This is a genomic window from uncultured Phascolarctobacterium sp., from assembly GCF_934190775.1.
GTDB lineage: Bacteria > Bacillota > Negativicutes > Acidaminococcales > Acidaminococcaceae > Phascolarctobacterium_A.
In genome coordinates, this window is sequence record NZ_CAKPTG010000002.1 from 68,324 (window position 1) to 92,238 (window position 23,915).

The following is a 23,915-nucleotide window of genomic DNA, read 5'->3' on the forward strand; positions in this document are numbered from 1 at the left end:
CAATGGCTCCTCAACCAACAACATATTTCCATTCGGTGGAATTGCAGCGGAATAAATGTCAGGGCTGCGTATCCTGCGTCAAGCTGTGTCCGACAGAGGCCATTCGCGTGCGCAACGGCAAGGCGGAGATTTTGGGCGACCGCTGTATTGACTGCGGTGCCTGCGCTGCAGGCTGCCCCTATCATGCCTTTAATGTGAAAACCGACACGCTGGAGGGCCTGGCCGATTATGCTTATAATATTGTGCTGCCTGCGCCTTCGCTGTATGCGCAGTTCCCGGATAATATCCCGCTGGAAAGCATTTGGCAGGGATTGCATAATATAGGCTTTGATGAAATTTTTGATGTTTCACTGGCTTCGGAGTATATCGCCCTGGAAATAGAAGAATATGTAAAAAAGAACAGCAACGGACGCAAGCCGTTGATTTCATCTACCTGCCCCGCAGTTATGCGTTTGATTCAGGTAAAGTTTCCAGAGCTGATTAAGCAGGTGGTGCCTGTACTGCCGCCGGTAGAGGCTGCCGCAATTTACGTGAAGCGTGAAGCGGCGGCGCGCAAGCAGCTGCCTAAGGAGCTGATAGGCGTGTGGTTTATCTCGCCTTGTCCGTCCAAGGAAACTAATATCCGCCAGTCGGTAGATGTGCATCATACGGAGCTTACCGGCAGCTTCAGTCTGTCGGAGATTTACGGACTGCTGCTGAAGAATCTTGGCGGTACGCATGAGCTGAATGTGCGCACCGGTTCCTCCTACGGTATGGCCTGGGGAACATATGGCGGCGAAATAGAAAGCGCCGGAATTACCAACGGTCTGGCAATTCACGGCATTGATAATGTGTATGACCTGCTGGAGCAGGTTTCTATGAATAAAATGCCGCAGCTTGATTATGTGGAGTGCAGTGCCTGCAAAGGAGGTTGCCTGGGCGGCCTTTTGGCAGCAGAAAACAAGTTCGTGGCCGAATGCAACCTGCGCAGGCGTATTGCCAGCCTACGAGTGCAGGAGCCGGCGGACAGGCGTGAGGCGATGGCGCGCACGATGGTGCTGGAGGACTTCCCGCATTCGGAGGCTTACCGCAAGAAGCTGGTGGCACGTCCCATGATGCAGCTTGATGATGATATCATGGAAGCAATGAAAAAGTTCGAGCGCATGGAAGAGGTGCTCTGCTCCTTGCCCGGTCTGGACTGCGGTGCCTGCGGTGCACCCAGCTGTCAGGGCTTGGCGGAGGATATCGTGCAGGGCAAGGCGCACGAGATAGATTGTATTTTTAAATTGCGTGCCAGTGTACATAAATTGTCACAGGGCATGCTGGAGCTGGCTAAGCAGATTCCTATTTATCATGAGCCGGCAGAAATAAATAAAACGGAGGCAGAGAACGATGAAGGTTAAAGAGATGATTGAGAAGCTTGATTTGAAGCTTCTGACTAAGGATGTAAGCGAGGATGCTTTATATGCAGAGGTAGAAGGCGGTTATGCTTCCGATTTACTGAGTAATGCTATGGGCCAGGGACAGCCTGGTATGGTTTGGGTAACGATGCAGGGACATCAGAATGTTGCTGCCGTTGCTTCGCTGATCGGCTTTGCGGCAGTTATTGTAGCAGGTGACGGTCCGGTTGCGGAGGATACGCTGCATAAGGCAAATCTGAATGACGTTGTTGTGGCAGCAACCGAAGCGCCTGCCTTTGAGGTTATCGGCAAGCTGTACGCATTGGGTGTTGGCAAGAAGGACTAAGCAATGCAGACAGTTCTGGCGGATTTACATGTACATACGCTGCTTTCGCCCTGTGCTGAGGTAGAGATGACACCGCATCATATTGTGATGCGTGCCGCCGAGTATGGCATTGGCGCGGTTGCTATTACCGATCATAATGCCAGTGCCAATGTGCCGGCTGCGCTGGAGGCAGCGCAGCGCTACGGCGTGAAGGTATTTCCCGGTATGGAAGTGGAAAGCAGTGAAGAGGCGCATATTGTGGCGCTGTTTGATACGCTGGAGCAGCTGCAGAGATGGCAGCTGCTGGTTGATGAGCATATGAACGGCATGCTGAATGATGCAGAACGCTTTGGTGCTCAGTATGTAGTAGATGCCGAGGACGAGTTTGTGCGTGAGGAGCAGCGTCTGCTGCACGCACCGCTGTCGCTGACAGCGGCGCAGGTGGTGCAGCAGGTTGCCGCCTTGGGCGGCCTTACTATTGCCGCTCACATTGACCGTCCTTCCTACAGCATTTTGGGACAGCTTGGTTTTATTGAGCCGGACTTTGGCTTTGCTGCTGCTGAAATTTCTGCAGCAGGCTGGCAGCGCAAGCTGCAGTCGAAGCTGCAGCGTCTGGCAGGCTATCTGCCGTTTGTTACGGATTCCGATGCACATAATATTTATGATTTTGTGCAGGGACCGAAAAATTTACTGCAGGTGGAGGCGTTAACGATAGCAGAGCTGAAATTGGCTCTTGCTGGTAAAGGGATGCGCAGTGTCCTGGCGGGACAATTTTCAGACTTTTGTAAAGAATAACGCAAATAGAGTACACTATATAACAAAAATCACGTAAATAGTATTGTACAATTAACTGCAAAATGGTATACTGAGTGAGTAAGTTTACAAAAAATCCTTTAGAGGAGGGGTAGTATGAACAATAGTGAAAACCGTCTTGAGCGTAAATGCAGCTGCTGCGGCGGCGATAATCCGGAAAAGCAGCGCATAGATGCCATTCTGGAAAAATACGCAGATGTCAAGGGACCGTTGATTCCTATTCTGCAGGAAGTGCAGAACCTGTACAACTATTTGCCTAAGGATGTACTGGAGTATATTGCCGATAAAACAGGTACGCCGATTTCCGAAATTTACGGCGTAGTAACCTTTTATTCATTGTTCCATCTTAATCCGCGCGGACGCAATGTTATTCGCGTCTGCCAGGGTACTGCCTGCCATGTGCGTGGCGGCAAAACAATTCTGCAGGCCTTGGAAAAGCAGCTGGGCATTAAGGCCGGACATACGACCGACGACCTGCGCTTTACCTTGGAAACTGTAGCCTGCATCGGTGCCTGCGGTTTGGCGCCGGTTATGCAGATTAACGATGATACGCATGGACGCCTGACCACCGATAAGCTGGCAGGCATCTTGGCAAGGTATAAATAAAATGCGGGAGCTGGCATTACACATCTTGGATATAGCCCAAAATTCTGTGGCTGCCGGTGCTCGTCACATCTGGCTGACTATCAGCGAAAATGAACAGGGGTACTTCGTTTTCAGTGTTCGCGATGACGGCAAGGGCATGGATAGCGAGATGCTGCAGCGGGTGCGTGACCCCTTTGTTACCAGCCGTACTACCAGAAAGGTAGGTATGGGGATTCCCTTTATAGATATGGTTACGCAGCAATGCGGCGGACATTTGGAGCTGCAATCTGCGCCCGGGAAGGGAACCGAGCTGACTGCATATTTCGCGGCAGATAATATTGACCGGCCTCCGCTGGGAGATATTGTGAGCAGTGTGCAGGTGCTGTTGGCGGGGGCGCCGCAGCTGGAGCTGGAATTTGCCTATAACGGTGCCAACGGCTCGTTGGTGTTCAGAACGCAGGAGGTCAGAGAAATATTAGGCGAAGCGTGTGACTTTGCCAATCCTGAAATATACGCCTGGCTGGGAGCTTATTTGCAAGAACAGCTGGCACAGGTGCAGGGTAAGGAGGTATAAACGAATGAAAAGCTTAGCGGATTTACACGCTTTGAGAGATAAGCTGAAAGCAGATATCAAGCTGCGTCAAAGCTCGGAAACGAAAATTATTGTCGGCATGGGTACCTGCGGTATTGCTGCCGGTGCGCGCGAGGTTATGAGCGCTATTTTGCAGGAGCTGAACAAGCGTCATTTATTTGACGTGCAGGTACAGCAGACAGGCTGCATCGGCATGTGCGAAAAAGAGGTGCTTGTGGATGTAGTGCGTCCAGGTGAAGCACGCATTACCTATGGCAAGGTAACCCCTGAGGATGTAGCCAAAATTATCGCAGAGCATGTGGTAAACGGTCATATTGTAGAAGAGCTTGTCGTAGGCAGGCTGGATCAGGAATAAGCCGCAGGCAGGGTACACAGCCGGAGGAGCTGTTGTATCATAGCTTGTAAACAAAACAGGTGGAGGAAAATATTATGCAGCATATAAGAGCTCACGTTTTAGTGTGTGGCGGTACGGGCTGTAAGGCTAACGGCTCGAAGGAAATCCAGCTGACTTTTGCCAGAGAGCTGCAAAAGTTCGGCCTGCAGGATGAGGTTATGGTTGTGGAAACCGGTTGCCATGGCTTCTGCGAGCACGGACCGCTGGTTATCGTTTATCCGGAAGGCACCTTCTATTGTGGTGTGAAGCCGGAGGACGTTAAAACCATCGTTGAAGAACATTTATATAAAGGACGTATCGTACAGCGTCTGCTTTATCGTGAACCAATCAATCAGGAGCAGGTTCCGCGTTATTCGGAAATCGGCTTTTACAAAAAGCAGCATCGTCTGGTGTTGGCTAACTGCGGCGCGATTAACCCGGAGGCTATTGAAGAGTATATCGCTGTAGGTGGTTATGAGGCATTGGCTAAGGCTATTACGCAGATGACTCCGCAGGAGGTTGTAGACGAGGTCAAAAAATCCGGCCTGCGCGGTCGTGGCGGCGGCGGCTTCCCGACCGGTATGAAATGGCAGTTTGCCAAAAACTCCGAGAGCGATAAAAAGTATGTTATCTGTAATGCTGACGAGGGCGACCCGGGCGCATTTATGGACCGCAGCGTTCTGGAGGGCGACCCGCACCGTGTATTGGAGGGCATGGCTATCTGCGGTTATGCTATGGGTGCCGATGAAGGCTATATCTATGTACGTGCGGAATATCCGCTGGCTATCAAACGCCTGCGTACCGCTATTGCTCAGGCCGAAGAAATGGGCCTGTTAGGCGAGCATATTTTTGAAAGCGATTTCAGCTTTACTATTCATATCAAAGAGGGTGCAGGTGCCTTCGTCTGCGGCGAAGAAACTGCACTGATGGCTTCTATCGAAGGTAAGCGCGGTATGCCGCGCCCGCGTCCGCCTTTCCCTGCGGTCAGCGGCCTGTGGGGCAAGCCGACGAATATCAACAACGTAGAAACCTTTGCCAATGTTGCGCAGATTATCGTTAACGGCGCAGACTGGTACTGCCAACTGGGTACCGAAAAATCCAAGGGCACCAAGGTTTTCGCTTTGACCGGCAAAATCAATAATACCGGTCTGGCAGAGGTGCCAATGGGCATTACCATGCGCGAGATTATCTATGATATCGGCGGCGGTATTACCAACGGCAAAAAGTTTAAGGCTGTACAGATCGGCGGTCCGTCCGGCGGCTGTCTGCCCGAAAGCATGTTGGATTTGCCTGTAGATTACGATTCCCTGATTGCTGCCGGTGCTATGATGGGCAGCGGCGGTCTGGTTGTTATGGATGAGGACACCTGCATGGTTGATGTTGCTAAGTTCTTCTTGAACTTTACGCAATCGGAATCCTGCGGCAAATGCACTCCCTGCCGCGAAGGCACGAAGCGTATGCTGGAAATCCTTACCCGTATTACGGAGGGACAGGGACGCGAGGGCGATATCGAGCTGCTGGAAAGCCTTGCCAAGAATATCAAGGAAACAGCTCTTTGCGGCTTGGGACAAACCGCTCCTAACCCTGTTTTGAGCACCTTGAAATATTTCAGAGATGAATACGAGGCGCATATCAAAGAGAAGCGCTGTCCTGCAGGCGTCTGTGAAAAGATGCTGCATTACGAAATCAGCGATGCCTGCCGCGGCTGCGGGCTGTGCGCACGTCAGTGTCCGGTACAGGCTATCAGCGGTTCACCGAAAGCAAAACATGTTATTGACCAGAATAAATGCATTAAATGCGGTGCCTGCATGGCAGCGTGCCCGTTTAAGGCAATCAGTAAAGCATAAGGAGGGGACTGAAGATGCAGATGGTTAATTTGACAATAGATGGAAAACAGATTCAGGCCCCGGCAGGCTCCAGCGTTCTGGAGGCTGCACGCAGCGCAGGTATTTATATTCCTACGCTGTGCTATCATCCGGACCTGCGTCCGGAGGGTGCCTGCCGCCTGTGTATGGTAGAGGCCAGCGGTGCGCGTACTCTGGTTGCTTCCTGCGTATATCCTGTAAGCGAGGGTATGGTAGTAAAAACCAATACCTCCAAGGTACGCGAAGCACGCAAAACTGTGCTGGAGCTGCTTTTGACAAATCACCCGAAGGATTGCCTGTGCTGTCAGAAGAATGGCGACTGCGAGCTGCAGAAAATTGCCGCTGATCTGGGCGTGCGTAAGCTGCGCTTCGAGGGTGGCGAAACAAGGGCGCGTACTATTGACAACAGTAATCCTTCTTTGGTACGCGATCAGGAAAAATGCATTCTCTGCGGACGCTGCATTCGTGTTTGCCGTGATGTGCAGGGCATGAGCGTTTACAGCTTTGCCGGCCGTGGCTTCAATACCATGGTATCCACAGCCTTTGAGCATGACCTGCTCAACAGTGCCTGCACCTACTGCGGCCAGTGTGCTGATGTCTGCCCGACAGGCGCTATCGTGGAAAAGGACGATACCGACAAGGTTTGGGATGCAATCAACAATCCTGAGAAGGTTGTTGTAGTACAAACTGCTCCGTCAGTGCGTGTTGCTCTGGGCGAGGAGCTGGGCATTCCGGCAGGTCAGGTTGTTACCGGCAAAATGGTAGCAGCATTGCGTCATTTAGGCTTTGATAAGGTTTTTGATACCAACTTCTCTGCCGACCTGACGATTATGGAGGAAGGTCATGAGTTCCTGCAGCGCTTGCAGAACGGTGGCGTGCTGCCGATGATTACCTCCTGCAGTCCGGGCTGGGTAAATATGATTGAGCTGAAATATCCTGAGCTGCTGCCGCATCTGTCTACTGCCAAATCTCCGCAGCAGATGTTTGGTGCTGTTGCCAAAACCTACTTTGCTGAACGTGCAGGCATTGATCCGGCAAAAATAGTCAGTGTGTCCGTAATGCCCTGTACTGCGAAAAAGGCGGAGGCTGCACGTGAGGAAATGTGCGCCAGCGGCTATCGCGATGTAGATGTGGTTATCACTACACGCGAGCTGGGACGCATGATCCGTGAGGCTGGTATTGACTTTAATGCGCTGGAGGAGGCAGAGTTTGATTCTCCGCTGGGTACCGGTACCGGCGCTGCCGTTATCTTCGGTACGACCGGTGGCGTAATGGAAGCGGCTCTGCGTACTGTGGCCGAGGTTGTTGCCGGCAAGGAGCTGCCTAAGGTTGAATATAATGAAGTACGCGGCATGGAGCAGACACGCGAGGCGGTTATTGATGTTGCAGGTACAGCTGTAAAGGTTGCTGTAGTACATACGCTTAAATCTGCCAGGATAATGCTGGAACGCATTAAGGCAGGAACTGCAGACTACCAGTTTATTGAGGTTATGGCCTGCCCGGGTGGCTGCATCGGCGGTGGTGGTCAGCCTGTGCCGGTGGATGCTTCCATCAGGGAAAAACGCCGTGAAGCGATTTTTAACTGCGACCGTACAAGCGAATTACGAAAATCGCATGAAAACCCGGAAATAAAAACACTTTATGATACGTGGTTAGGCAAACCTCTTTCTGAGAAGGCTCATAGTCTACTGCACACACATTACCACGCGCAAAATCGTTAATTGTTCTATCTGGATAATACAAAACCCCTTTTTTTTCCGCAGAAAGAAGGGGGTGTTTTGTAAATTTGTAAAGAAAAAGCTTGCAGTGTTACAATTTTGCTGGTATTATATATAGCGTTGAGTGCATTTTACCTGCTATGTAAAACACAGGAAAAATTTGACAGAAAAAAGTGAAGTTTTTCTGAAAATGTGTTATAATTGTAGCAGAACAAAAGAAGCATTTAAAAAAATATTTATAGCATAAGCAGGAGTTTTCTGTTATATGTCGAAATGACTAAATAGTCAAGTATGAAATATTTGTGAAGTGCTTAAAAACAGGTAATATCTTATTTGTAATGTCACAAGGCATTGCTGATAAGTTATATGCACAGGGGTAACACCCTTATAAAACACAATGTCCTAATTAAAAGGAGGAAGGTAAACATGATCGATATTAAAGATCGCATTTGTGACGTAGTAGCTGATAAAGTGATGAGCGCTGAAGCTGCTGCAGAATTCGTAAAAGATGGTGACAATTTAGGTGTCAGCGGTTTCACCCCGTCTGGCTATCCGAAAGCTGTTCCTCTGGCTCTTGCTGAAAAGGGCAAAAAAACTCCTTTCAAAGTTAACGTTTGGACTGGCGCATCTGTTGGTCCTGAAATTGACCAAGCAATGGTTGAAGCTGACATCATTGACCGTCGTCTGCCTTACCAGACCAACGGCACCATGCGTAAAGCTATCAACGCTGGCAAAGTAAAATACGCTGATATTCATCTGTCTCACATGGCTCAAATGGTTCGCTATGGTTACATGGCTGGCCGTCCGACCGGTCCGGATGTTGCAATCGTTGAAGTTTGCAAAATCAATGACCTCGGCAATGGCATGGTTGGCTTGATTCCGACCACTTCCATGGGCAACAGCTCTTCCTATGTAGCTGGTGCTAAAAAAGTTATCGTTGAAGTTAACACCACCCAACCGGTAGGCCTGGAAGGCATGCATGACTCCTATATTCCTCTGGATCCTCCGAATCGTCAACCGATTCCTATCACCGCTCCGGAAGACCGCATCGGTACCACCTACATTCCTTGCGAAGTAGAAAAAATCGTTGCAGTAGTTCCCTGCGACCGTCCTGACATCGTTCGTCCGCTGGGCGAAATCGACGACGACGCTAAACATATGGGCGCTAACCTCGTTAACTTCCTGAAAAACGAAGTTAAAGAAGGCCGTCTGCCGAAAAACCTGCTGCCGCTGCAATCTGGCGTAGGTTCCGTTGCTAACGCAGTTATCAATGGTCTGGTTAACTCCGATTTCGAAGACCTGACCGTTTACACTGAGGTTATTCAAGATGGTATGTTCGACCTGATCGACGCTGGTAAACTCCGCGTTGCTTCCGGTACCGCTCTGACTCCGTCTCCTGAGTGCCAAAAGAAATTCTACGAGAACGTAGAACACTACAAAAAATACTTGCTGCTCCGTCCGCAAGAAATCTCCAACAGCCCTGAAGTTGCTCGTCGTATCGGCGTAATTGCAATGAACACTGCTATTGAAGTTGATATCTATGGTAACGTAAACTCCACTCATGTTTGCGGCACCAAGCTGATGAACGGCGTTGGTGGTTCCGGCGACTTCGCTCGTAACGGCTACCTGACCGTATTCTTCACCAACTCCCTGGCAAAAGGCGGCAAGATTTCTTCCGTAGTTCCGTTCTGCAGCCATATCGACCATGCTACTCTGGACGTTGACGTTATCGTTTCCGAACGTGGCGTTGCTGACCTGCGTGGCCTGAGCCCGAAAGAAAAAGCTCCGATCATCATCGATCAGATTGCTAACCCGAAATATCAACCTTGGCTGTATGACTACTTCAAACGCGCTTGCGAAGCTTGCGGCAACAGCCAAACCCCGCACATCCTGGCAGAAGCATTCGATTGCTACAAACTGTTTGCTGAAACCGGTTCCATGGAAGGCATGGTTGAAGGTAAATAATTTTAAAAAAACTTTGCGAAACCCCTTGTTAAGTTTTGCAAAATAGGTTAAACTATGTAATGTGCTTGCCGGTGGGTGAGATTCCCGCCGGCAGGTATATATAGACAGAGCCTCACCCAAGGCTTTGCCTGATAAATTCAGTTGACGAAGTCTCACCCTAGACTTTGCCATATATAGCCGTCATAGACGGAACACTCTCACCATCATTTCGGAACCGTCCAATCCGAAATATGAAACACAAATATTTTAAGGAGGATTTGAGAATGGCATTTGAAGAAATTAAAGCTGGTTTAGAAAAATATCATGCTGAAGTTGAAGCTAAACTGGTAAAAAACCCTGAACGCGCAAACCTGGTTCCTAACAGACTGTACACCCCGGTAGATCTTGGTGAAAACTTTGACTACATGACTAAACTGGGCTTCCCTGGTGAATATCCTTACACCCGTGGTGTTCAACCGACCATGTATCGTGGCCGTTTCTGGACCATGCGTATGTATGCTGGTTTCTCCACCGCTGAAGAATCCAACAAACGTTATCGTTACCTGCTGGCTAACGGTGGTTCCGGCCTGTCCTGCGCATTCGACCTGCCGACCCAGATCGGTTATGATTCCACCGATCCGATGGCTGAAGGCGAAGTTGGTAAAGTAGGCGTAGCTATCGACTCCCTGGCTGACATGGAAATCCTGTTCGACCAAATTTCCCTGGATAAAGTATCCACTTCTATGACCATCAACGCTCCTGCTTCCGTACTGCTGGCTATGTACATTGCAGTAGCTGAGAAACAAGGCGTTTCCGCTGACAAACTGCGTGGTACCATTCAGAACGATATTCTGAAAGAGTATGCTGCTCGCGGCACTTACATTTTCCCGCCGAAACCGTCCATGCGTTTGATCACCAACATTTTTGAATATTGCTCCAAGAACGTACCGCTGTGGAACACCATTTCCATCTCCGGTTACCATATCCGTGAAGCTGGTTCCACCGCTTCTCAGGAAATCGCATTCACCATTGCTGATGGTATCGCTTATGTAGAAGCTGCTATCAAAGCTGGTCTGGACGTTGACGCATTTGCAGGCCGTCTGTCCTTCTTCTGGAATGCTCATAACAACGTACTCGAAGAAGTTGCTAAATTCCGTGCTTCCCGTCGTGTATGGTCCAAAGTTATGAAAGAGCGTTTCGGTGCTAAAAAACCGAAATCCATGATGCTGCGTGTACATACCCAAACCGCTGGCTCCATGCTGACTGCTCAACAACCGAACAACAACATCGTTCGTGTTGCTCTGCAAACTGCTGCTGCTGTAATGGGTGGTACTCAATCCCTGCACACCAACTCCAAAGACGAAGCTTTGGCACTGCCGACCACTGAGTCTGTAACCATCGCTCTGCGTACCCAACAAATCGTTGCTTACGAATCCGGCCTGGCTGACACCGTTGATCCGTTGGGCGGCTCCTACTATGTAGAAGCTCTGACCGATAAGATCGAAGCTGAAGCTTGGGAATACATTAAGAAAATTGACGAAATCGGTGGCGCTCCTGAAGCAATCGCTAAAGGCTACATCCAAAAAGAAATCCAAGACTCTGCTTACAAATGGCAGATGGAAATCGAAAAAGGCGACCGTATCATCGTTGGCGTTAACAAATTCACTCAAGAAGAAGAAGCTCCGAAAAACCTGCTGCGCGTAGACGGTTCTGTAGGCAAGCTGCAAGCTGAAAAGATTGCTGCTCTGAAAGCTCGCCGTGACAACGCTGCTGTAGAAACTGCTCTGAAAGCTCTGGAAGCTGGCTGCGCAGATGAAAATGTAAACCTGATGCCTCTGATTCTGGATGCAGTTCGTGCATACGCAACCGAAGGCGAAATCTGCGGCGTAATGAGAAAAGTATTCGGCGAATACCAACCTCATACCACTCTCTAATTTGTAATTTGTAAACACAACCAATATACGGAGGTAAACTATAATGGCTAACGTTAAAGTTTTAGTTGCTAAACCGGGTCTGGATGGCCATGACCGCGGTGCTAAAGTTGTAGCTCGTGCTCTGCGCGACGCTGGTTTTGAAGTTATCTACACCGGTATCCGTCTGACTCCGGAACAAATCGCTGAAGCTGCTCTGCAAGACGACGTAAACGTTGTTGCACTGTCCCTGCTGTCCGGCGCTCACAACACCCTTTTCCCGAAAGTAGTTGAACTGCTGAAAGAAAAAGGCCTGACCGACGTTCTGGTTATCGGCGGCGGCGTTATTCCTGACGCTGACATCCCTGGCCTGAAAGCTGCTGGCATTGCTGAAGTATTCACTCCGGGCACCCCGACCAGCAAAATTGTTGATTTCATCAACGCTAACGTTAAATAATTTTATCCCTTAAAGCAAGCCGGGTTTGTCCCGGCTTGCCTTATAAAATATTCACTATCCAAAACAAGGCGGTGTGAATTATGGAAATAGTAGATAAGTTATTAAATCATTCTCGTCTTGCATTATCTAAAGCAATCACTGCTGTTGAAAATGAATACGATGATGCTGTCAAAGTTATGACAGAAATTTATCCTCATACTGGTAATGCTTATGTAATTGGTATCACTGGCCCTCCGGGTGCTGGTAAAAGTACTCTGACTGATAAATTGGCTAAAGAATACCGTAAACGCGGCAAGACCGTAGGTATCGTAGCAATTGACCCCACTAGCCCGTATTCTGGCGGCGCTATCTTAGGCGACCGTATCAGAATGATGGATCTGACCGCAGACGAGGGCATTTTTGTACGCTCTATGGCAACTCGCGGCAGCCTTGGCGGCCTGTCTCAAAAAGCAGGTGACGCTGTTAAATTAATGGATGCTTTCGGCATGGATGTAATTATCGTTGAAACCGTAGGCGTAGGACAATCTGAGGTTGACATTGTAAAGACCGCAGATACTACTATGGTAGTAGTAATTCCTGGCATGGGCGACGATATCCAGGCTATTAAAGCAGGTATACTTGAAATCGGTGACCTGTTCACGATTAACAAAGCAGATCGTGAAGGTACAGACAAGCTCAACATTGAGATTGAGATGATGCTCGAATTAAATCCCGAACATGTTGGCTGGCGTCCTCCGATTAACAGGACCATTGCCAGCAAGGGTGAAGGTATAGAGGCTGTTGTGGACTCTATTGAGGCTCACAAGGCATATTTGATTGAGAGTGGTAAATTAAACGATATCCGTAAAGCTCGTATTAAAAACGAGGTTACCGCTATGCTTAATGACCATGTAAATCGCTACATCGACAAGAACGTCATTCAAACGGATGAATTTGACAACCTGGTTGTTAAAATGCAATCCCGCGAGATTGAGCCGTACTCTGTCGTTGATGATATTGTTGGCAAGGTTTTAAAATAAACCGCCAAAAAAACAATTTTAGGAGGAATTTATTATGGCATTCAAAACTATTTGTGTTGACCATGTAGGTATCGCTTGCAGTGGTACCTTGGAAGAAGCTGCAAAAATCTACACTGAGGTACTGGGCCTGAAAGCTACTGGTACTGAAGAAGTTAAAGAACAAGGTGTTGCTACCGTATTTGTTCCCTGCGGCGAAACCCTGATTGAGCTCCTGGTTGATATCACTGAAAACAACGATGGTCCTATCGGCAAATACGTTGCTAAAAACGGCCCTGGCATCCAACATATGGCTCTGCGCGTTGATGACATCAAAGCTGCTATTGCTGACCTGACCGAAGCTGGCGTTCGCATGATCGACAAAGCTCCTCGTAATGGTGCTGGCAACATGAAAATCGCTTTCGTTCATCCGAAATCCGCTGGCCTGCTGCTCGAACTGTGCCAACCGGCTGCAACCTACAAAGACTAATTTATTAGCTGCGTAGATTTAGGGCGATTTAAGGTCCCATAATTTAAGCTACATAATGCTGGAGATATACAAGTGATATATCTTCAGCATCTGTGTATAAATTTGTTCTCCCAATAATGATGGAGGTGTAAGATTTGTCTACTCAAGAAAAAATTGAGAAAATGCTCAAAAAAGCCGAAGTAATTCTGGCTGCTGGTGGCGAAAAACGTGTTGCTAAACAACATGAATCCGGCAAAATGACTGCTCGTGAAAGAATCGCTGCTCTCCTCGACGAAGGTTCCTTCGTAGAACTCGACCGTTTTGTACGTCATCGTTGCTACAACTTCGGTCAAGAAAAGAAAGAACTGCCTGGTGAAGGCGTAACCACCGGTTACGGCACCATCGATGGCCGTCTGGTTTATGTATTCGCACAGGACTTCACCGTTGAAGGTGGCTCCCTCGGCGAAATGCATGCTGCTAAAATCGTTAAAGTACAACGCCTGGCACTGAAAATGGGTGCTCCGCTGGTTGGCCTGAACGATTCCGGCGGTGCTCGTATCCAGGAAGCTATCGACGCTCTGGCTGGCTATGGTAAAATCTTCTTCGAGAACACCATTGCTTCTGGCGTAGTTCCTCAGATTTCTGCAATTATGGGTCCTTCCGCTGGCGGCGCTGTTTACAGCCCGGCACTGACCGACTTCATCTACATGGTAAAGAACACTTCCAAAATGTTCATTACCGGCCCTGCAGTAGTTAAATCCGTTACCGGTGAAGATGTAACCCAAGAACAACTGGGTGGCGCTATGACCCACAACAGCACTTCTGGTGTTGCTCACTTCGCTGCTGAAAACGACGAAGACTGCCTGCAACAAATCCGTTACCTGCTCTCCTTCCTGCCTTCCAACAACGTTGAAGGTGCTCCGATCGTAGAGACTGGTGATGACCCGATGCGTACCGACGACAGCCTGAACACTCTGCTGCCGGACAACTCCAACCAAGCTTACGATATGTATGATGTAATCAGATCTATCGTAGATAACGGCGAATTCTATGAAAACCAAAAATACTGGGCAACCAACATCATCACTTGCTTCGCTCGTATGGATGGTCAAACCGTAGGTATCATTGCTAACCAACCGAAAGTTATGGCTGGCTGCCTGGATATCAACGCTTCCGATAAATCCGCTCGTTTCATCCGCTTCTGCGACGCTTTCGGCATTCCTCTGCTGAACCTGGTTGACGTTCCTGGCTTCCTGCCTGGCTGCAACCAAGAATACGGCGGCATTATCCGTCACGGCGCTAAGATGCTGTATGCTTACTCTGAAGCTACTGTTCCTAAAATCACTCTGGTTACCCGTAAAGCTTACGGCGGTTCCTACTTGGCAATGTGCTCTCAAGATCTGGGCGCTGACCAAGTTATCGCATGGCCGACCGCTGAAATCGCAGTTATGGGTCCTGCTGGTGCTGCTAACATCATCTTCCGTAAAGATCCTGATGTTGAAGCTAAGACCAAAGAGTACATCGACAACTTCGCTACTCCGTACCAAGCAGCAATGCGCGGCATGGTTGACATGGTTATCGAACCGAAAAATACTCGTCCCACCATCATCAACGCTCTGCAAATGCTGGAAAGCAAACGCGAAACCCGTCCGGCAAAACGCCACGGCAACATTCCTTTGTAATTCACAAGCAATTGCTTAGTGCTTAAACAACCTATTTTAAGATAAGATGAGGTGAAATAAATGGGTCCTGTTACTACTAATCCTTGGTTGATTGCTTTAATCAATATGACCATCGTATTCGGCGTACTGATCGCTCTGGGCGTATTGATGAACTTACTCCAAGTTATCGATCCGACTAAAAAAAAAGTTGCTAAACCGGCAGTAGCTCCTACACCGGCAGCAGCTCCCGCTGCAGCTCCGGTTGCAGCAGCTCAAGATGATAGCGAAATTATCGCTGTTATCGCTGCAGCAGTAGCAGCTTGCGGCGTTAGCGCAGACCAAATCGCTTGCGTTCGTCGTATTGATGCTAAATCTGCATGGACTGTAAGCAGTCGTGTTGAAGCTATTAGCGTTCGTAAAGAATGCTTCTAATGCATAAAGTTTGCAATTTTAATTAAAAAACGAGATTTTAAGGAGGATTATATCCATGAAAAAGTATACTATCACCGTAAATGGTACCGCATACGAAGTTGAAGTTGAAGAAGCAGGCGTTGTTGCTTCCGCTCCGAAAGCTGCTCCGAAAGCTGCTCCGGCTCCGGCTGCTGCTCCCGCTCCGAAAGCTGCTCCGGCTCCGGCTCCGAAAGCTGCTGCTCCGGTTGCTGCTGGTGCAACCACCGTTTCCGCTCCTATGCCGGGCAAAGTTCTGTCCGTTAACGTAAAAGCTGGCGACGCTGTTAAATCCGGCGACGTTCTGCTGATTCTGGAAGCTATGAAAATGCAAAACGAAATCATGGCTCCGGCTGATGGCACTGTTTCCGACGTTCGCGTTTCCGCAGGCCAAACTGTTGCTACCGGCGACGTTATGATCGTTCTCTAATTCTTACTCGATAGTTCGCAATATCAGTAAGTCTTAAAATACCCTTGATCCTTGGAGGGGGCTTTTCGCAGAGCCCCTTCCACAAATTGAAAATTGGGAGGATATTAAATGGAAGCATTTGTCGTTGCTTTGTCTTCCGTATGGGCAGACTCCGGTTTCTCCGCTTTGACCAGCGGTCACGTAATCATGATCGTTGTAGGTCTGGTTCTGCTTTATATGGCTATTGGTAAAGGTTTTGAGCCTTTGCTGCTGTCCCCGATCGCATTCGGTTGTATTCTTGCTAACATTCCTAAAAACGGTTTCGAAGAACCTGGTGTTATGTCCGTTATCATGTATGGTATTCACCACGAAGTATTCCCTCCGTTGATCTTCTTGGGCGTAGGCGCTATGACCGACTTTGGTCCTCTGCTGGCTAACCCGAAAACCCTGCTCCTGGGCGCTGCTGCACAGGGCGGTGTATTCGTAGCTCTGCTGGGCGCTATGCTGCTTGGCTTCACCGTACAAGAGGCTGCTGCTATCGGCATCATCGGTGGTGCTGACGGCCCGACTTCCATCTACCTGGCTGCTAAAATGGCTCCTCAGCTGTTAGGTGCAATCGCAGTTGCTGCTTACTCCTACATGTCTTTGGTTCCGCTGATTCAGCCTCCTATCATGAAACTGTTCACCACTGAAGCAGATCGTAAGATCGTTATGCAACAGCTGCGTCCGGTTTCTCACTTTGAAAAGGTTGCTTTCCCGATCATGTGCACCATCGTTATTTCTCTGCTGTTACCTTCCGTAACCGCTCTGATTGGTATGCTGATGCTTGGTAACCTGTTCAAAGAAGCTGGCTGCCTGGATCGTCTGTCCGACACCGCACAAAACGCACTGATGAACACTGTAACCATCATGCTGGCTACCGGTACTGGTCTGACCATGAGCGCTGAGTCTTTCCTGAATGCTAAGACTCTGTTGATCATCGTTCTCGGCCTGGTTGCATTCGTAGCTGGTACTGCTATGGGCGTTATCTTCGGTAAGCTGATGTGCATGGTAGACGGTGGCAAGACCAACCCGTTGATTGGTTCCGCTGGCGTTTCCGCAGTTCCTATGGCTGCTCGTGTATCTCAAAAAGTTGGTCAGAAAGCTAACCCGGCTAACTTCCTGCTGATGCACGCTATGGGTCCTAACGTAGCAGGCGTTATCGGTACTGCAGTTGCTGCAGGTACCATGCTGGCTATGATCGGTCCTGTTGGCAAATAATCATTAGCTAACTTCAAGAGCTCACACATTAGTGTGAGCTCTTTTTTTTGTATCTAAAATGTAAATTTTACGGCTGGCGATACTCTAACTCCGATATTTATAGTATAATAAAAAAGAACTGTTCAAGAATAGAATGGCATTTTTTGATAGAGGAGTCCTGAATATATGCAACGTTTTAATCTGACCAGACAGTTTTTTAGAGATGTCTGGTACCTTACTAAAAGCTATTGGCAATCAGAAGAAAAGAAAAAGGCTTTCTTTTTATTAGGGTGCATTATAGTTTTGACACTTGGCGTAGTTTATATGCTGGTATTGCTTAACCAATGGAATAACAGCTTTTATAGTGCTTTGCAAAACTACGACGCGCAAAAGATTTTTGATGAGTTGATTCACTTTTCCTGGTTAGCTGCTATCTATATCTTATTAGCAGTGTACTCCTACTATTTACAGCAGACGTTGATTTTGCATTGGCGTCGTTGGCTGACAACACGCTTTATTGACATCTGGCTGCAAAACAAAACCTATTATAATCTGCAGATGTTCGGTAAGGATACGGATAACCCTGACCAACGTATCAGTGAGGATGTGCGTCAGTTTGTCGAAATGACCTTAAGCTTTGGTATAGGTATTCTCAAGGCTTTTTGCACCTTTGCGTCATTTGTTGTCATCCTCTACAATCTTTCTGGCAGTCTTACGTTTACCGTTATGGGTAAGACATGGACGATTAATGGTTATATGCTATGGGCATCACTGCTTTATTCGGTGATTGGTACCTATATTACACATCTGGTAGGCCGTAAGCTGGTAAAAATAAACTTTATCCAACAAAAGTATGAAGCAGACTTTCGTTTCAGCATGATCCGCCTGCGTGAAAGTGCTGAAAGTGTCGCTTTCTACCGTGGTGAGGCGCAGGAAGGCAGTGTCTTTAAGCAACGCTTTAAAATGCTTCTTGATAACTTCTGGAAGCTTGTTAATAAGCAAAAGCAGCTTGTTTTCTTAAACTCCGGTTATTCGCAGATCGCAATTATTTTTCCCTTTGTTGTAGCAATGAATCGTTATCTTACGAAAGAAGTAACACTCGGCGGATTGATGCAGGTTGCCAGTGCCTTTGGCCGTGTGCAGGATTCGCTTTCGTATTTTGTTGATATGTACAGCAGCATTGCCCAATGGCAGGCTGTTGTCATGCGTTTAACTTATTTTGGCCATCATATGCATGATGTTTCCCAGCAGGCAGAACGCTTCCATGTGGAACGTTTTGCTGCAGCTGATGCTGTTAAGGTAAGCAATATGCAGATTAATCTTCCCGATGGCCAACCGCTTTTGCAGAACATCAGCTTTACTCTGCAACCTGGGCATAATGTTTTGATTAAGGGTGTCAGCGGCAGCGGTAAAAGTACCTTGCTGCGTGCTATTTCTGGAATTTGGCCTTTTGTCGACGGCAAAATATTTTTACCTGAGCGCGACAAGCTGATGTTTATTCCGCAGAAGCCTTATTTACCGTTAGGCACACTGCGTGCTGCGCTTAATTACCCGGGCAATAAACCTGTTGATGATGCAGAGCTTATCTATCTTATGGATTTATGTCAGATTGGCTATCTTAAGGACAAGCTGGATTTGGAGGCTGATTGGAGCCATGTGCTTTCTGTCGGTGAACAGCAGCGTCTGGCTTTTGTGCGTGCGCACATTCAGCAGCCGCAATGGCTTTTCCTCGATGAAGCAACCTCTGCGTTAGACGAAGACACTGAGGCGACCATGTACAGCCTGCTGCAGGAGCGTCTGCCGCAGACTACTGTTGTCAGCGTTGGTCATCGCAGTACGCTTAATAAATATCATGAGCATGTTTTGCGCTTGAATAAAGTTACTCGTCAAGTTACGCTTGAAAAATTATAAGGGGGTTTTCTTATGCTGCCATTACAAATTGCTGAAAACATTTATGACGTTGGTGTCCAGGATTGGGCTGTGCGTGATTTTCACGGCTACAAAACCGAGCGGGGTGCAACCTATAACTCTTATCTGATTATGGATGAAAAAATTACCTTGATTGATACGGTTAAAGCACCCTTTACCGAAGAGCTTCTTAACAACATCAGCCAGGTAACACCGCTGGAGTCTATCGAAAATATTATTATTAACCATGTTGAGCCTGACCATTCCGGTGCTATGCCTGCGTTGGCCAAGGCGTGCCCCAAAGCAAAGTTTTACATTACGATGCAGGGCAAAAACGAGGCTATTCAGCATTACGGAAACATCTTTGCTTTTGAGGTAGTTAAGGACGGCGCAACCTTAAATATCGGTAAGCGCACCTTGAAATTCGCTTCGATGGCTATGCTGCATTGGCCTGATAGCATGGCTACCTATAGTGAGTATGATAAAATACTTTTCTCTAATGACGCCTTTGGTCAGCATTACGCTACCAGCAAGCGTTTTGACTGTGAAGTGAATCAGGACGAACTATTCTACGAAGCAAAAAAATACTTTGCCAACATTCTCTGGCCTTATGCTAAGCTGATTGGCAACGCATTGAAAAAGCTTGGCGGTCTGGAGATTAAAATGCTTGCGCCTTCCCATGGTGTAATCTGGACAAAGCATATTCCTGATATTCTGCGCTGCTACAGTGAGTGGGGAGCCGGTGTACAGGATGGCAGCCTTGTTATTGCTTATGACAGCATGTGGGGCGGTACAGAAAAGCTGGCGCGGGCAATTGCGCGTGGTGCTGCCAATGCCGGTGTTGTAGTGAAGGTATTCAAAATGGGCGTTACACCTAACAGTACGGTAGCAGCAGAGCTTTTTACTGCATCCGGCTTTTTGGCAGGCTCTTCAACGCTTAATTGCAGCATGCTGCCGAATATGGGTTCGCTGCTGATTTATCTTAAGGGACTGGGCGCTAAAGGTAAAAAGGCTGCAGCCTTCGGTACCTTCGGCTGGGCTGGCGGCGCGCAGAAGGATATGGAAGAGCTTCTCACAAAAAGCTGCTTCGATGCCGTAGAACCTGGTTTTAACTGCAAGTGGACGCCGCAGCAGGCTGAGCTTGAAGCCGCAGAAAAGTATGGTTATGAATTTGCCCTAAAAATAAAAGCTGAATGAGCTGTGAATTTTGTGTAAAACGAATATATTTACTAATAAAAAAAGTACACAAATAACGATAATAGTGTATAATAGTAGTATAACAATGAAAGCGAGGTCTTATGATGAATAAGAAAGCTGAAGTTTACAAAAAATTCCTTGAAGAAAACAAAATTAACTGGGGCGATGTATTCGAAGTTCCTAAGGCAGACGAAGTTCCTGAAGAAAGCTTCATGCATCCGGTTGTTTATCGTTCTGCTATTGGCATTCAAGGTCAAAACCTGCCGACTATGCTGGTAATTGATGACAGCATCTATGTAATGCTGCAGGTTCGCGTAGGCGCCGGTCTGGTTAAAGAAGCTAACAAGGCTGCAGTTCTGGCACATCTGAACGCTTTGAACGAAAACTACAAGGTGTTTAAATATTATGCTGATGAAGCTGGCAATATCATCATTGAAAGCTGCATTCCTTCTACCGATGAACAATTTGTTCCGCAAATGATTCATGCAGTAATTGATGTAATTGTTGACCATCTCAACACTGAATATCCTAAGCTGATGAAAGCTGTTTGGGCTGAATAAGCTGTTAAAAAAATATGGTACTTTCTTAGATAAGGGGAGTAGCCGGCACTAGCCTTAGGGCTGGTGTTTACACTGCCGTCAGTACGATTCAATAGAATCCGGCTTTGTAATTAAGTGGCGAGACTTTGTTGTAAAATTTTTATTTTACAGCATTGTCTCGCCCTTTTTTAATATATAATATAAGGTGAAGAGTGTACTTGCACGATTTACTGCAATTTTCGACAAGTAGCAGACGTAAAGTCAGAGGAGGAAAAAATGAGTAAGTATGGCTTAAGCAAAGAACAGGTAGAAGAGTCTCGGCGCAAGTACGGTAATAATACCTTGACGCAGCCGCCACGAGAAACATTTTGGAGCAAGCTGCTGGATAACTTTCAGGACCCGATTATCCGTATCCTGATAGTAGCGCTCCTGGTAAATGCCTTTTTTGTTTATCTTGGTCATGGAGATTGGATTGAAACAATAGGCATTTTCATGGCGATTATTTTGGCGACATTTGTTTCCACCTGGTCTGAATACAGCAATGAAAACGCCTTTCAAAAGCTGCAGGAGGAAGCCAGCCGCATCCGCTGCAAGGTGTGGCGTGACGGCGAGCCGCTGGAAATCGCTATTGATGATGTTGTAGTTGGTGATGCCATTATCCTGGAGGCTGGTGATAAAATTCCGGCAGATGGTATTTTGCTGGAGGGAACGCTGAAGCTGGACCAGGCAGCGCTGAACGGTGAAAGCGAGGAAGCTAAAAAAACTGTTGCACCTGCTGAGTTCCAATGGGATGACGGTAAAATTGACTTTTTGGATGAACACAAGCTGTTCCGTGGCAGCGTTGTGGTAGAAGGTACTGCGGTGATGCAGGCGGTGAAGATTGGTGATAATTCTGTTTACGGCCAGCTGACACAGGAGCTGAAGGATGATGAACGTGACAGTCCGTTGAAGCTGAAGCTGAAGGGCCTGGCGGAGCAGATAAGTAAATTTGGTTACGCCGGCGGTGTGCTGATAGCGGTAGCAGTAATGCTGCACAAAATCTATCTTGCAGGCAGTTTTGCAGCGTATTTTGCTGATATGACAACAGTAATTGCTGATTTGGTGCAGGCAGTAATTTTGGCGATAATCATCATCGTAATGGCAGTACCGGAAGGCTTGCCGCTGATGATTGCTATTGTTTCTTCACTCAATATGCGTAAAATGCTGCGAGATAATGTCCTGGTGCGTAAGCTTGTCGGCATTGAGACGGCAGGCAGTCTTAACCTGTTGTTTACTGATAAGACAGGTACGATTACCAAGGGACAGCTGGAGGTAGTGCGCTTCATAACAGGTGATCTGCAGGAAATCAATAGCTTTGACAAGCTGCCGGCGCGTCTTAAGGAGCTGACCTGCCAGCAGGTTTTAATCAATACATCTTCTACCGTGACGGACGGTAAGATTGTCGGCGGTAATATGACGGAAACAGCATTAAACAATTATGTCGGTGCCTATCGTTTGCCGCAGCTGCCGCAGCGCCAGCGCTTTATTCCCTTCAACAGTGCCAACAAATATTCCTGGGCACAGGTTGCTCCTGCTGATGGCGGGGCAGCATACTGCCTGATTAAGGGTGCCCCGGAAAAGCTGCTGCAGGCTACCGATTGGTATTGGTCAAATGATGGCAGCCGTTTGCCGTTGACTGATGAGATGAAAGCAGGTCTGGATAACAGAATGATTGAGCTTGCAGGCCAGGCGATAAGAATGCTGGCTTTGTGCACCTATGAAGGTGTGCCTGCAGATAACCTGCCTGCTAAGGGACTGACGCTTGCCGGTGTTGTAGCAATACGTGACGATGTACGACCGGAGGCTGTCGAGGCAATTAAAGCAGTACAACAGGCTGGCGTACAGGTTGTAATGATTACCGGTGACCGCAAGGAAACAGCCGTGGCTATTGCTAAGGATGCAGGCCTGCTGCAAACTGCAGAGGATGTAGTCTGGACCTCCGACGAGCTGGCACAGATGAGTGATGATGAGGTTAAGGCTAAGCTGACGCATCTGCGTGTAGTGGCACGTGCTCTGCCGATGGATAAATCGCGCTTGGTACGCCTGGCGCAAGAGCTGAATCTTGTAACCGGTATGACCGGCGATGGCGTAAATGATTCTCCGGCGCTGAAAAAGGCTGATGTAGGCTTTGCTATGGGCAGCGGTACAGAGGTAGCCAAGGAAGCAGGCGACATCGTTATCATGGACGATAATTTCCTGAGCATCAAGCAGGCTATTTTATACGGAAGAACGATTTACAATTCCATCTGCAAATTTATTGTCTTCCAGCTGACGATTAATTTCTCAGCTGTGGCCATTAACTTTATCGCTCCCTTTATCAATATTGATGAACCTTTGACGATTACGCAGATTCTGTGGATTAATCTGGTAATGGATACCCTAGCTGCGCTCGCTTTTGGCGGCGAGCCGGCGCTGGCGCAGTATCTGCGCGAGGCGCCGAAGCGCCGCAGTGCGCCGATTGTCAGCAAAAAAATGCTGACGAGCGTTATTATCAGTGGCCTGTATATGACCATTGTGGGCATTGCCTTCTACAAGAGTGCGTGGGTTGACCACCTCTTCCGCGATGCTGATAACCATATTTACACCTATACCGGCTTCTTCTGTACCTACATTTTCATGGCTGTAGCCAATGGCTTTAATGTGCGTACTGATGGCTTCAACCTTTTACGGAATATCAGTCTGAACAAGGGCTTTTTGCAGGTAATGGCGCTGATAGTTGCTATTCAGGTACTGCTGACCTTTATTGGTGGGCGCGTACTGCGTACAACTCCGCTCAATGCGCATGAATGGGGCGTTGTTGTCCTGTTTGGTGCTTCAATAATCGTTGTTGATTTACTGCGTAAGCTCGTAAGTAAGAACTAAAGTTACGCACAACTGTTGATAAGTCTGTGGATAATCTGTGAGTAAAGCAGAGAATCTGTGGATAATTTTTCGTGGATAGAAGCACACTAATTGCTGTTACATTGTTTACAATATTTCTGCTAGAAAAATAATTTCAAAAAGAATGTTGACAATTAAAAGCAGAGTAAGTATAATAGCATTCAACGAATT

General features: G+C 47.9%; 21 protein-coding genes. All 21 read left to right on the forward strand.

Annotated elements, in window-relative coordinates; translation table 11 throughout:
• Positions 1–2: 2 nt before the first annotated feature.
• Positions 3–1,382: a [Fe-Fe] hydrogenase large subunit C-terminal domain-containing protein gene (locus tag Q0G26_RS01280; protein WP_293827839.1), complete on the forward strand. Its 1,380-nt coding sequence runs from the start codon at positions 3–5 to the stop codon at positions 1,380–1,382.
• Complete coding sequence (locus Q0G26_RS01285) at positions 1,372–1,725, forward strand: serine kinase (protein WP_293827842.1); 354 nt, start codon at positions 1,372–1,374, stop codon at positions 1,723–1,725. Before Q0G26_RS01280 ends, Q0G26_RS01285 begins: the two co-directional genes overlap by 11 nt.
• Before the next feature lie 3 nt (positions 1,726–1,728).
• Positions 1,729–2,499 carry a PHP domain-containing protein gene (locus Q0G26_RS01290; RefSeq protein WP_293827844.1) on the forward strand — a complete coding sequence of 257 codons (771 nt, stop codon included), beginning with the start codon at positions 1,729–1,731 and terminating at the stop codon, positions 2,497–2,499.
• A 114-nt stretch (positions 2,500–2,613) separates the two neighbouring features.
• Positions 2,614–3,123, forward strand: coding sequence for an NADH-quinone oxidoreductase subunit NuoE (gene nuoE / locus Q0G26_RS01295; RefSeq protein WP_249747318.1), 510 nt, complete (start codon positions 2,614–2,616; stop codon positions 3,121–3,123).
• A gap of 25 nt (positions 3,124–3,148) precedes the next feature.
• Positions 3,149–3,676 (forward strand): ATP-binding protein, encoded by a 528-nt coding sequence (locus tag Q0G26_RS01300; RefSeq protein WP_293827846.1) that lies wholly within the window; start codon positions 3,149–3,151, stop codon positions 3,674–3,676.
• A gap of 4 nt (positions 3,677–3,680) precedes the next feature.
• Entirely contained in the window at positions 3,681–4,049 is a 369-nt protein-coding gene (locus Q0G26_RS01305) for a (2Fe-2S) ferredoxin domain-containing protein (RefSeq protein WP_293827848.1), read from the forward strand.
• 74 nt (positions 4,050–4,123) lie between these two features.
• Positions 4,124–5,914, forward strand: coding sequence for an NADH-quinone oxidoreductase subunit NuoF (nuoF, locus tag Q0G26_RS01310; RefSeq protein WP_293827850.1), 1,791 nt, complete (start codon positions 4,124–4,126; stop codon positions 5,912–5,914).
• Between the two features lie 14 nt (positions 5,915–5,928).
• Positions 5,929–7,653, forward strand: a complete 1,725-nt coding sequence (locus Q0G26_RS01315) for an NADH-dependent [FeFe] hydrogenase, group A6 (RefSeq protein WP_293827855.1) — start codon at positions 5,929–5,931, stop codon at positions 7,651–7,653.
• Between the two features lie 423 nt (positions 7,654–8,076).
• Positions 8,077–9,615 (forward strand): succinate CoA transferase, encoded by a 1,539-nt coding sequence (locus tag Q0G26_RS01320; protein WP_293722725.1) that lies wholly within the window; start codon positions 8,077–8,079, stop codon positions 9,613–9,615.
• A gap of 263 nt (positions 9,616–9,878) precedes the next feature.
• Positions 9,879–11,528, forward strand: a complete 1,650-nt coding sequence (locus Q0G26_RS01325) for a methylmalonyl-CoA mutase family protein (protein WP_293827857.1) — start codon at positions 9,879–9,881, stop codon at positions 11,526–11,528.
• Between the two features lie 43 nt (positions 11,529–11,571).
• Positions 11,572–11,961, forward strand: a complete 390-nt coding sequence (locus tag Q0G26_RS01330; RefSeq protein ID WP_293690592.1) for a cobalamin B12-binding domain-containing protein — start codon at positions 11,572–11,574, stop codon at positions 11,959–11,961.
• A gap of 80 nt (positions 11,962–12,041) precedes the next feature.
• The gene (meaB, locus tag Q0G26_RS01335; RefSeq protein ID WP_293827859.1) at positions 12,042–12,980 is read left to right on the forward strand and encodes a methylmalonyl Co-A mutase-associated GTPase MeaB; all 939 of its coding nucleotides are present in this window, start codon (positions 12,042–12,044) and stop codon (positions 12,978–12,980) included.
• A 34-nt stretch (positions 12,981–13,014) separates the two neighbouring features.
• Positions 13,015–13,446, forward strand: a complete 432-nt coding sequence (mce, locus tag Q0G26_RS01340) for a methylmalonyl-CoA epimerase (protein WP_293827861.1) — start codon at positions 13,015–13,017, stop codon at positions 13,444–13,446.
• A 161-nt stretch (positions 13,447–13,607) separates the two neighbouring features.
• Positions 13,608–15,107 carry a carboxyl transferase domain-containing protein gene (locus Q0G26_RS01345; protein ID WP_210685480.1) on the forward strand — a complete coding sequence of 500 codons (1,500 nt, stop codon included), beginning with the start codon at positions 13,608–13,610 and terminating at the stop codon, positions 15,105–15,107.
• A gap of 60 nt (positions 15,108–15,167) precedes the next feature.
• The gene (locus Q0G26_RS01350) at positions 15,168–15,518 is read left to right on the forward strand and encodes an OadG family protein (protein WP_009145659.1); all 351 of its coding nucleotides are present in this window, start codon (positions 15,168–15,170) and stop codon (positions 15,516–15,518) included.
• A 55-nt stretch (positions 15,519–15,573) separates the two neighbouring features.
• The gene (locus Q0G26_RS01355; RefSeq protein ID WP_021719200.1) at positions 15,574–15,963 is read left to right on the forward strand and encodes a biotin/lipoyl-containing protein; all 390 of its coding nucleotides are present in this window, start codon (positions 15,574–15,576) and stop codon (positions 15,961–15,963) included.
• Between the two features lie 108 nt (positions 15,964–16,071).
• Positions 16,072–17,202 (forward strand): sodium ion-translocating decarboxylase subunit beta, encoded by a 1,131-nt coding sequence (locus tag Q0G26_RS01360; protein ID WP_293827863.1) that lies wholly within the window; start codon positions 16,072–16,074, stop codon positions 17,200–17,202.
• 165 nt (positions 17,203–17,367) lie between these two features.
• Positions 17,368–19,092 (forward strand): ABC transporter ATP-binding protein/permease, encoded by a 1,725-nt coding sequence (locus Q0G26_RS01365; RefSeq protein ID WP_293827865.1) that lies wholly within the window; start codon positions 17,368–17,370, stop codon positions 19,090–19,092.
• 12 nt (positions 19,093–19,104) lie between these two features.
• Positions 19,105–20,286, forward strand: coding sequence for an FprA family A-type flavoprotein (locus Q0G26_RS01370; RefSeq protein ID WP_293827867.1), 1,182 nt, complete (start codon positions 19,105–19,107; stop codon positions 20,284–20,286).
• Positions 20,287–20,387: 101 nt separating this feature from the next.
• Entirely contained in the window at positions 20,388–20,846 is a 459-nt protein-coding gene (locus tag Q0G26_RS01375) for a YbjN domain-containing protein (protein ID WP_293827869.1), read from the forward strand.
• A 255-nt stretch (positions 20,847–21,101) separates the two neighbouring features.
• Positions 21,102–23,726: a calcium-translocating P-type ATPase, PMCA-type gene (locus Q0G26_RS01380; protein ID WP_293827871.1), complete on the forward strand. Its 2,625-nt coding sequence runs from the start codon at positions 21,102–21,104 to the stop codon at positions 23,724–23,726.
• Positions 23,727–23,915: the final 189 nt, after the last annotated feature.

Bases quoted from the DNA above. Each gene is read 5' to 3' on its own strand.
- Q0G26_RS01320 (WP_293722725.1), top strand. From the start codon at position 8,077: ATGATCGATATTAAAGATCGCATTTGTGACGTAGTAGCTGATAAAGTG.
- Q0G26_RS01280 (WP_293827839.1), top strand. From the start codon at position 3: ATGGCTCCTCAACCAACAACATATTTCCATTCGGTGGAATTGCAGCGG.
- nuoF (WP_293827850.1), top strand. From the start codon at position 4,124: ATGCAGCATATAAGAGCTCACGTTTTAGTGTGTGGCGGTACGGGCTGT.
- meaB (WP_293827859.1), top strand. From the start codon at position 12,042: ATGGAAATAGTAGATAAGTTATTAAATCATTCTCGTCTTGCATTATCT.
- Q0G26_RS01305 (WP_293827848.1), top strand. From the start codon at position 3,681: ATGAAAAGCTTAGCGGATTTACACGCTTTGAGAGATAAGCTGAAAGCA.
- Q0G26_RS01330 (WP_293690592.1), top strand. From the start codon at position 11,572: ATGGCTAACGTTAAAGTTTTAGTTGCTAAACCGGGTCTGGATGGCCAT.
- Q0G26_RS01365 (WP_293827865.1), top strand. From the start codon at position 17,368: ATGCAACGTTTTAATCTGACCAGACAGTTTTTTAGAGATGTCTGGTAC.
- Q0G26_RS01360 (WP_293827863.1), top strand. From the start codon at position 16,072: ATGGAAGCATTTGTCGTTGCTTTGTCTTCCGTATGGGCAGACTCCGGT.
- Q0G26_RS01290 (WP_293827844.1), top strand. From the start codon at position 1,729: ATGCAGACAGTTCTGGCGGATTTACATGTACATACGCTGCTTTCGCCC.
- Q0G26_RS01345 (WP_210685480.1), top strand. From the start codon at position 13,608: ATGCTCAAAAAAGCCGAAGTAATTCTGGCTGCTGGTGGCGAAAAACGT.
- Q0G26_RS01315 (WP_293827855.1), top strand. From the start codon at position 5,929: ATGCAGATGGTTAATTTGACAATAGATGGAAAACAGATTCAGGCCCCG.
- Q0G26_RS01285 (WP_293827842.1), top strand. From the start codon at position 1,372: ATGAAGGTTAAAGAGATGATTGAGAAGCTTGATTTGAAGCTTCTGACT.
- mce (WP_293827861.1), top strand. From the start codon at position 13,015: ATGGCATTCAAAACTATTTGTGTTGACCATGTAGGTATCGCTTGCAGT.
- Q0G26_RS01325 (WP_293827857.1), top strand. From the start codon at position 9,879: ATGGCATTTGAAGAAATTAAAGCTGGTTTAGAAAAATATCATGCTGAA.
- nuoE (WP_249747318.1), top strand. From the start codon at position 2,614: ATGAACAATAGTGAAAACCGTCTTGAGCGTAAATGCAGCTGCTGCGGC.
- Q0G26_RS01350 (WP_009145659.1), top strand. From the start codon at position 15,168: ATGGGTCCTGTTACTACTAATCCTTGGTTGATTGCTTTAATCAATATG.
- Q0G26_RS01380 (WP_293827871.1), top strand. From the start codon at position 21,102: ATGAGTAAGTATGGCTTAAGCAAAGAACAGGTAGAAGAGTCTCGGCGC.
- Q0G26_RS01355 (WP_021719200.1), top strand. From the start codon at position 15,574: ATGAAAAAGTATACTATCACCGTAAATGGTACCGCATACGAAGTTGAA.
- Q0G26_RS01375 (WP_293827869.1), top strand. From the start codon at position 20,388: ATGATGAATAAGAAAGCTGAAGTTTACAAAAAATTCCTTGAAGAAAAC.
- Q0G26_RS01370 (WP_293827867.1), top strand. From the start codon at position 19,105: ATGCTGCCATTACAAATTGCTGAAAACATTTATGACGTTGGTGTCCAG.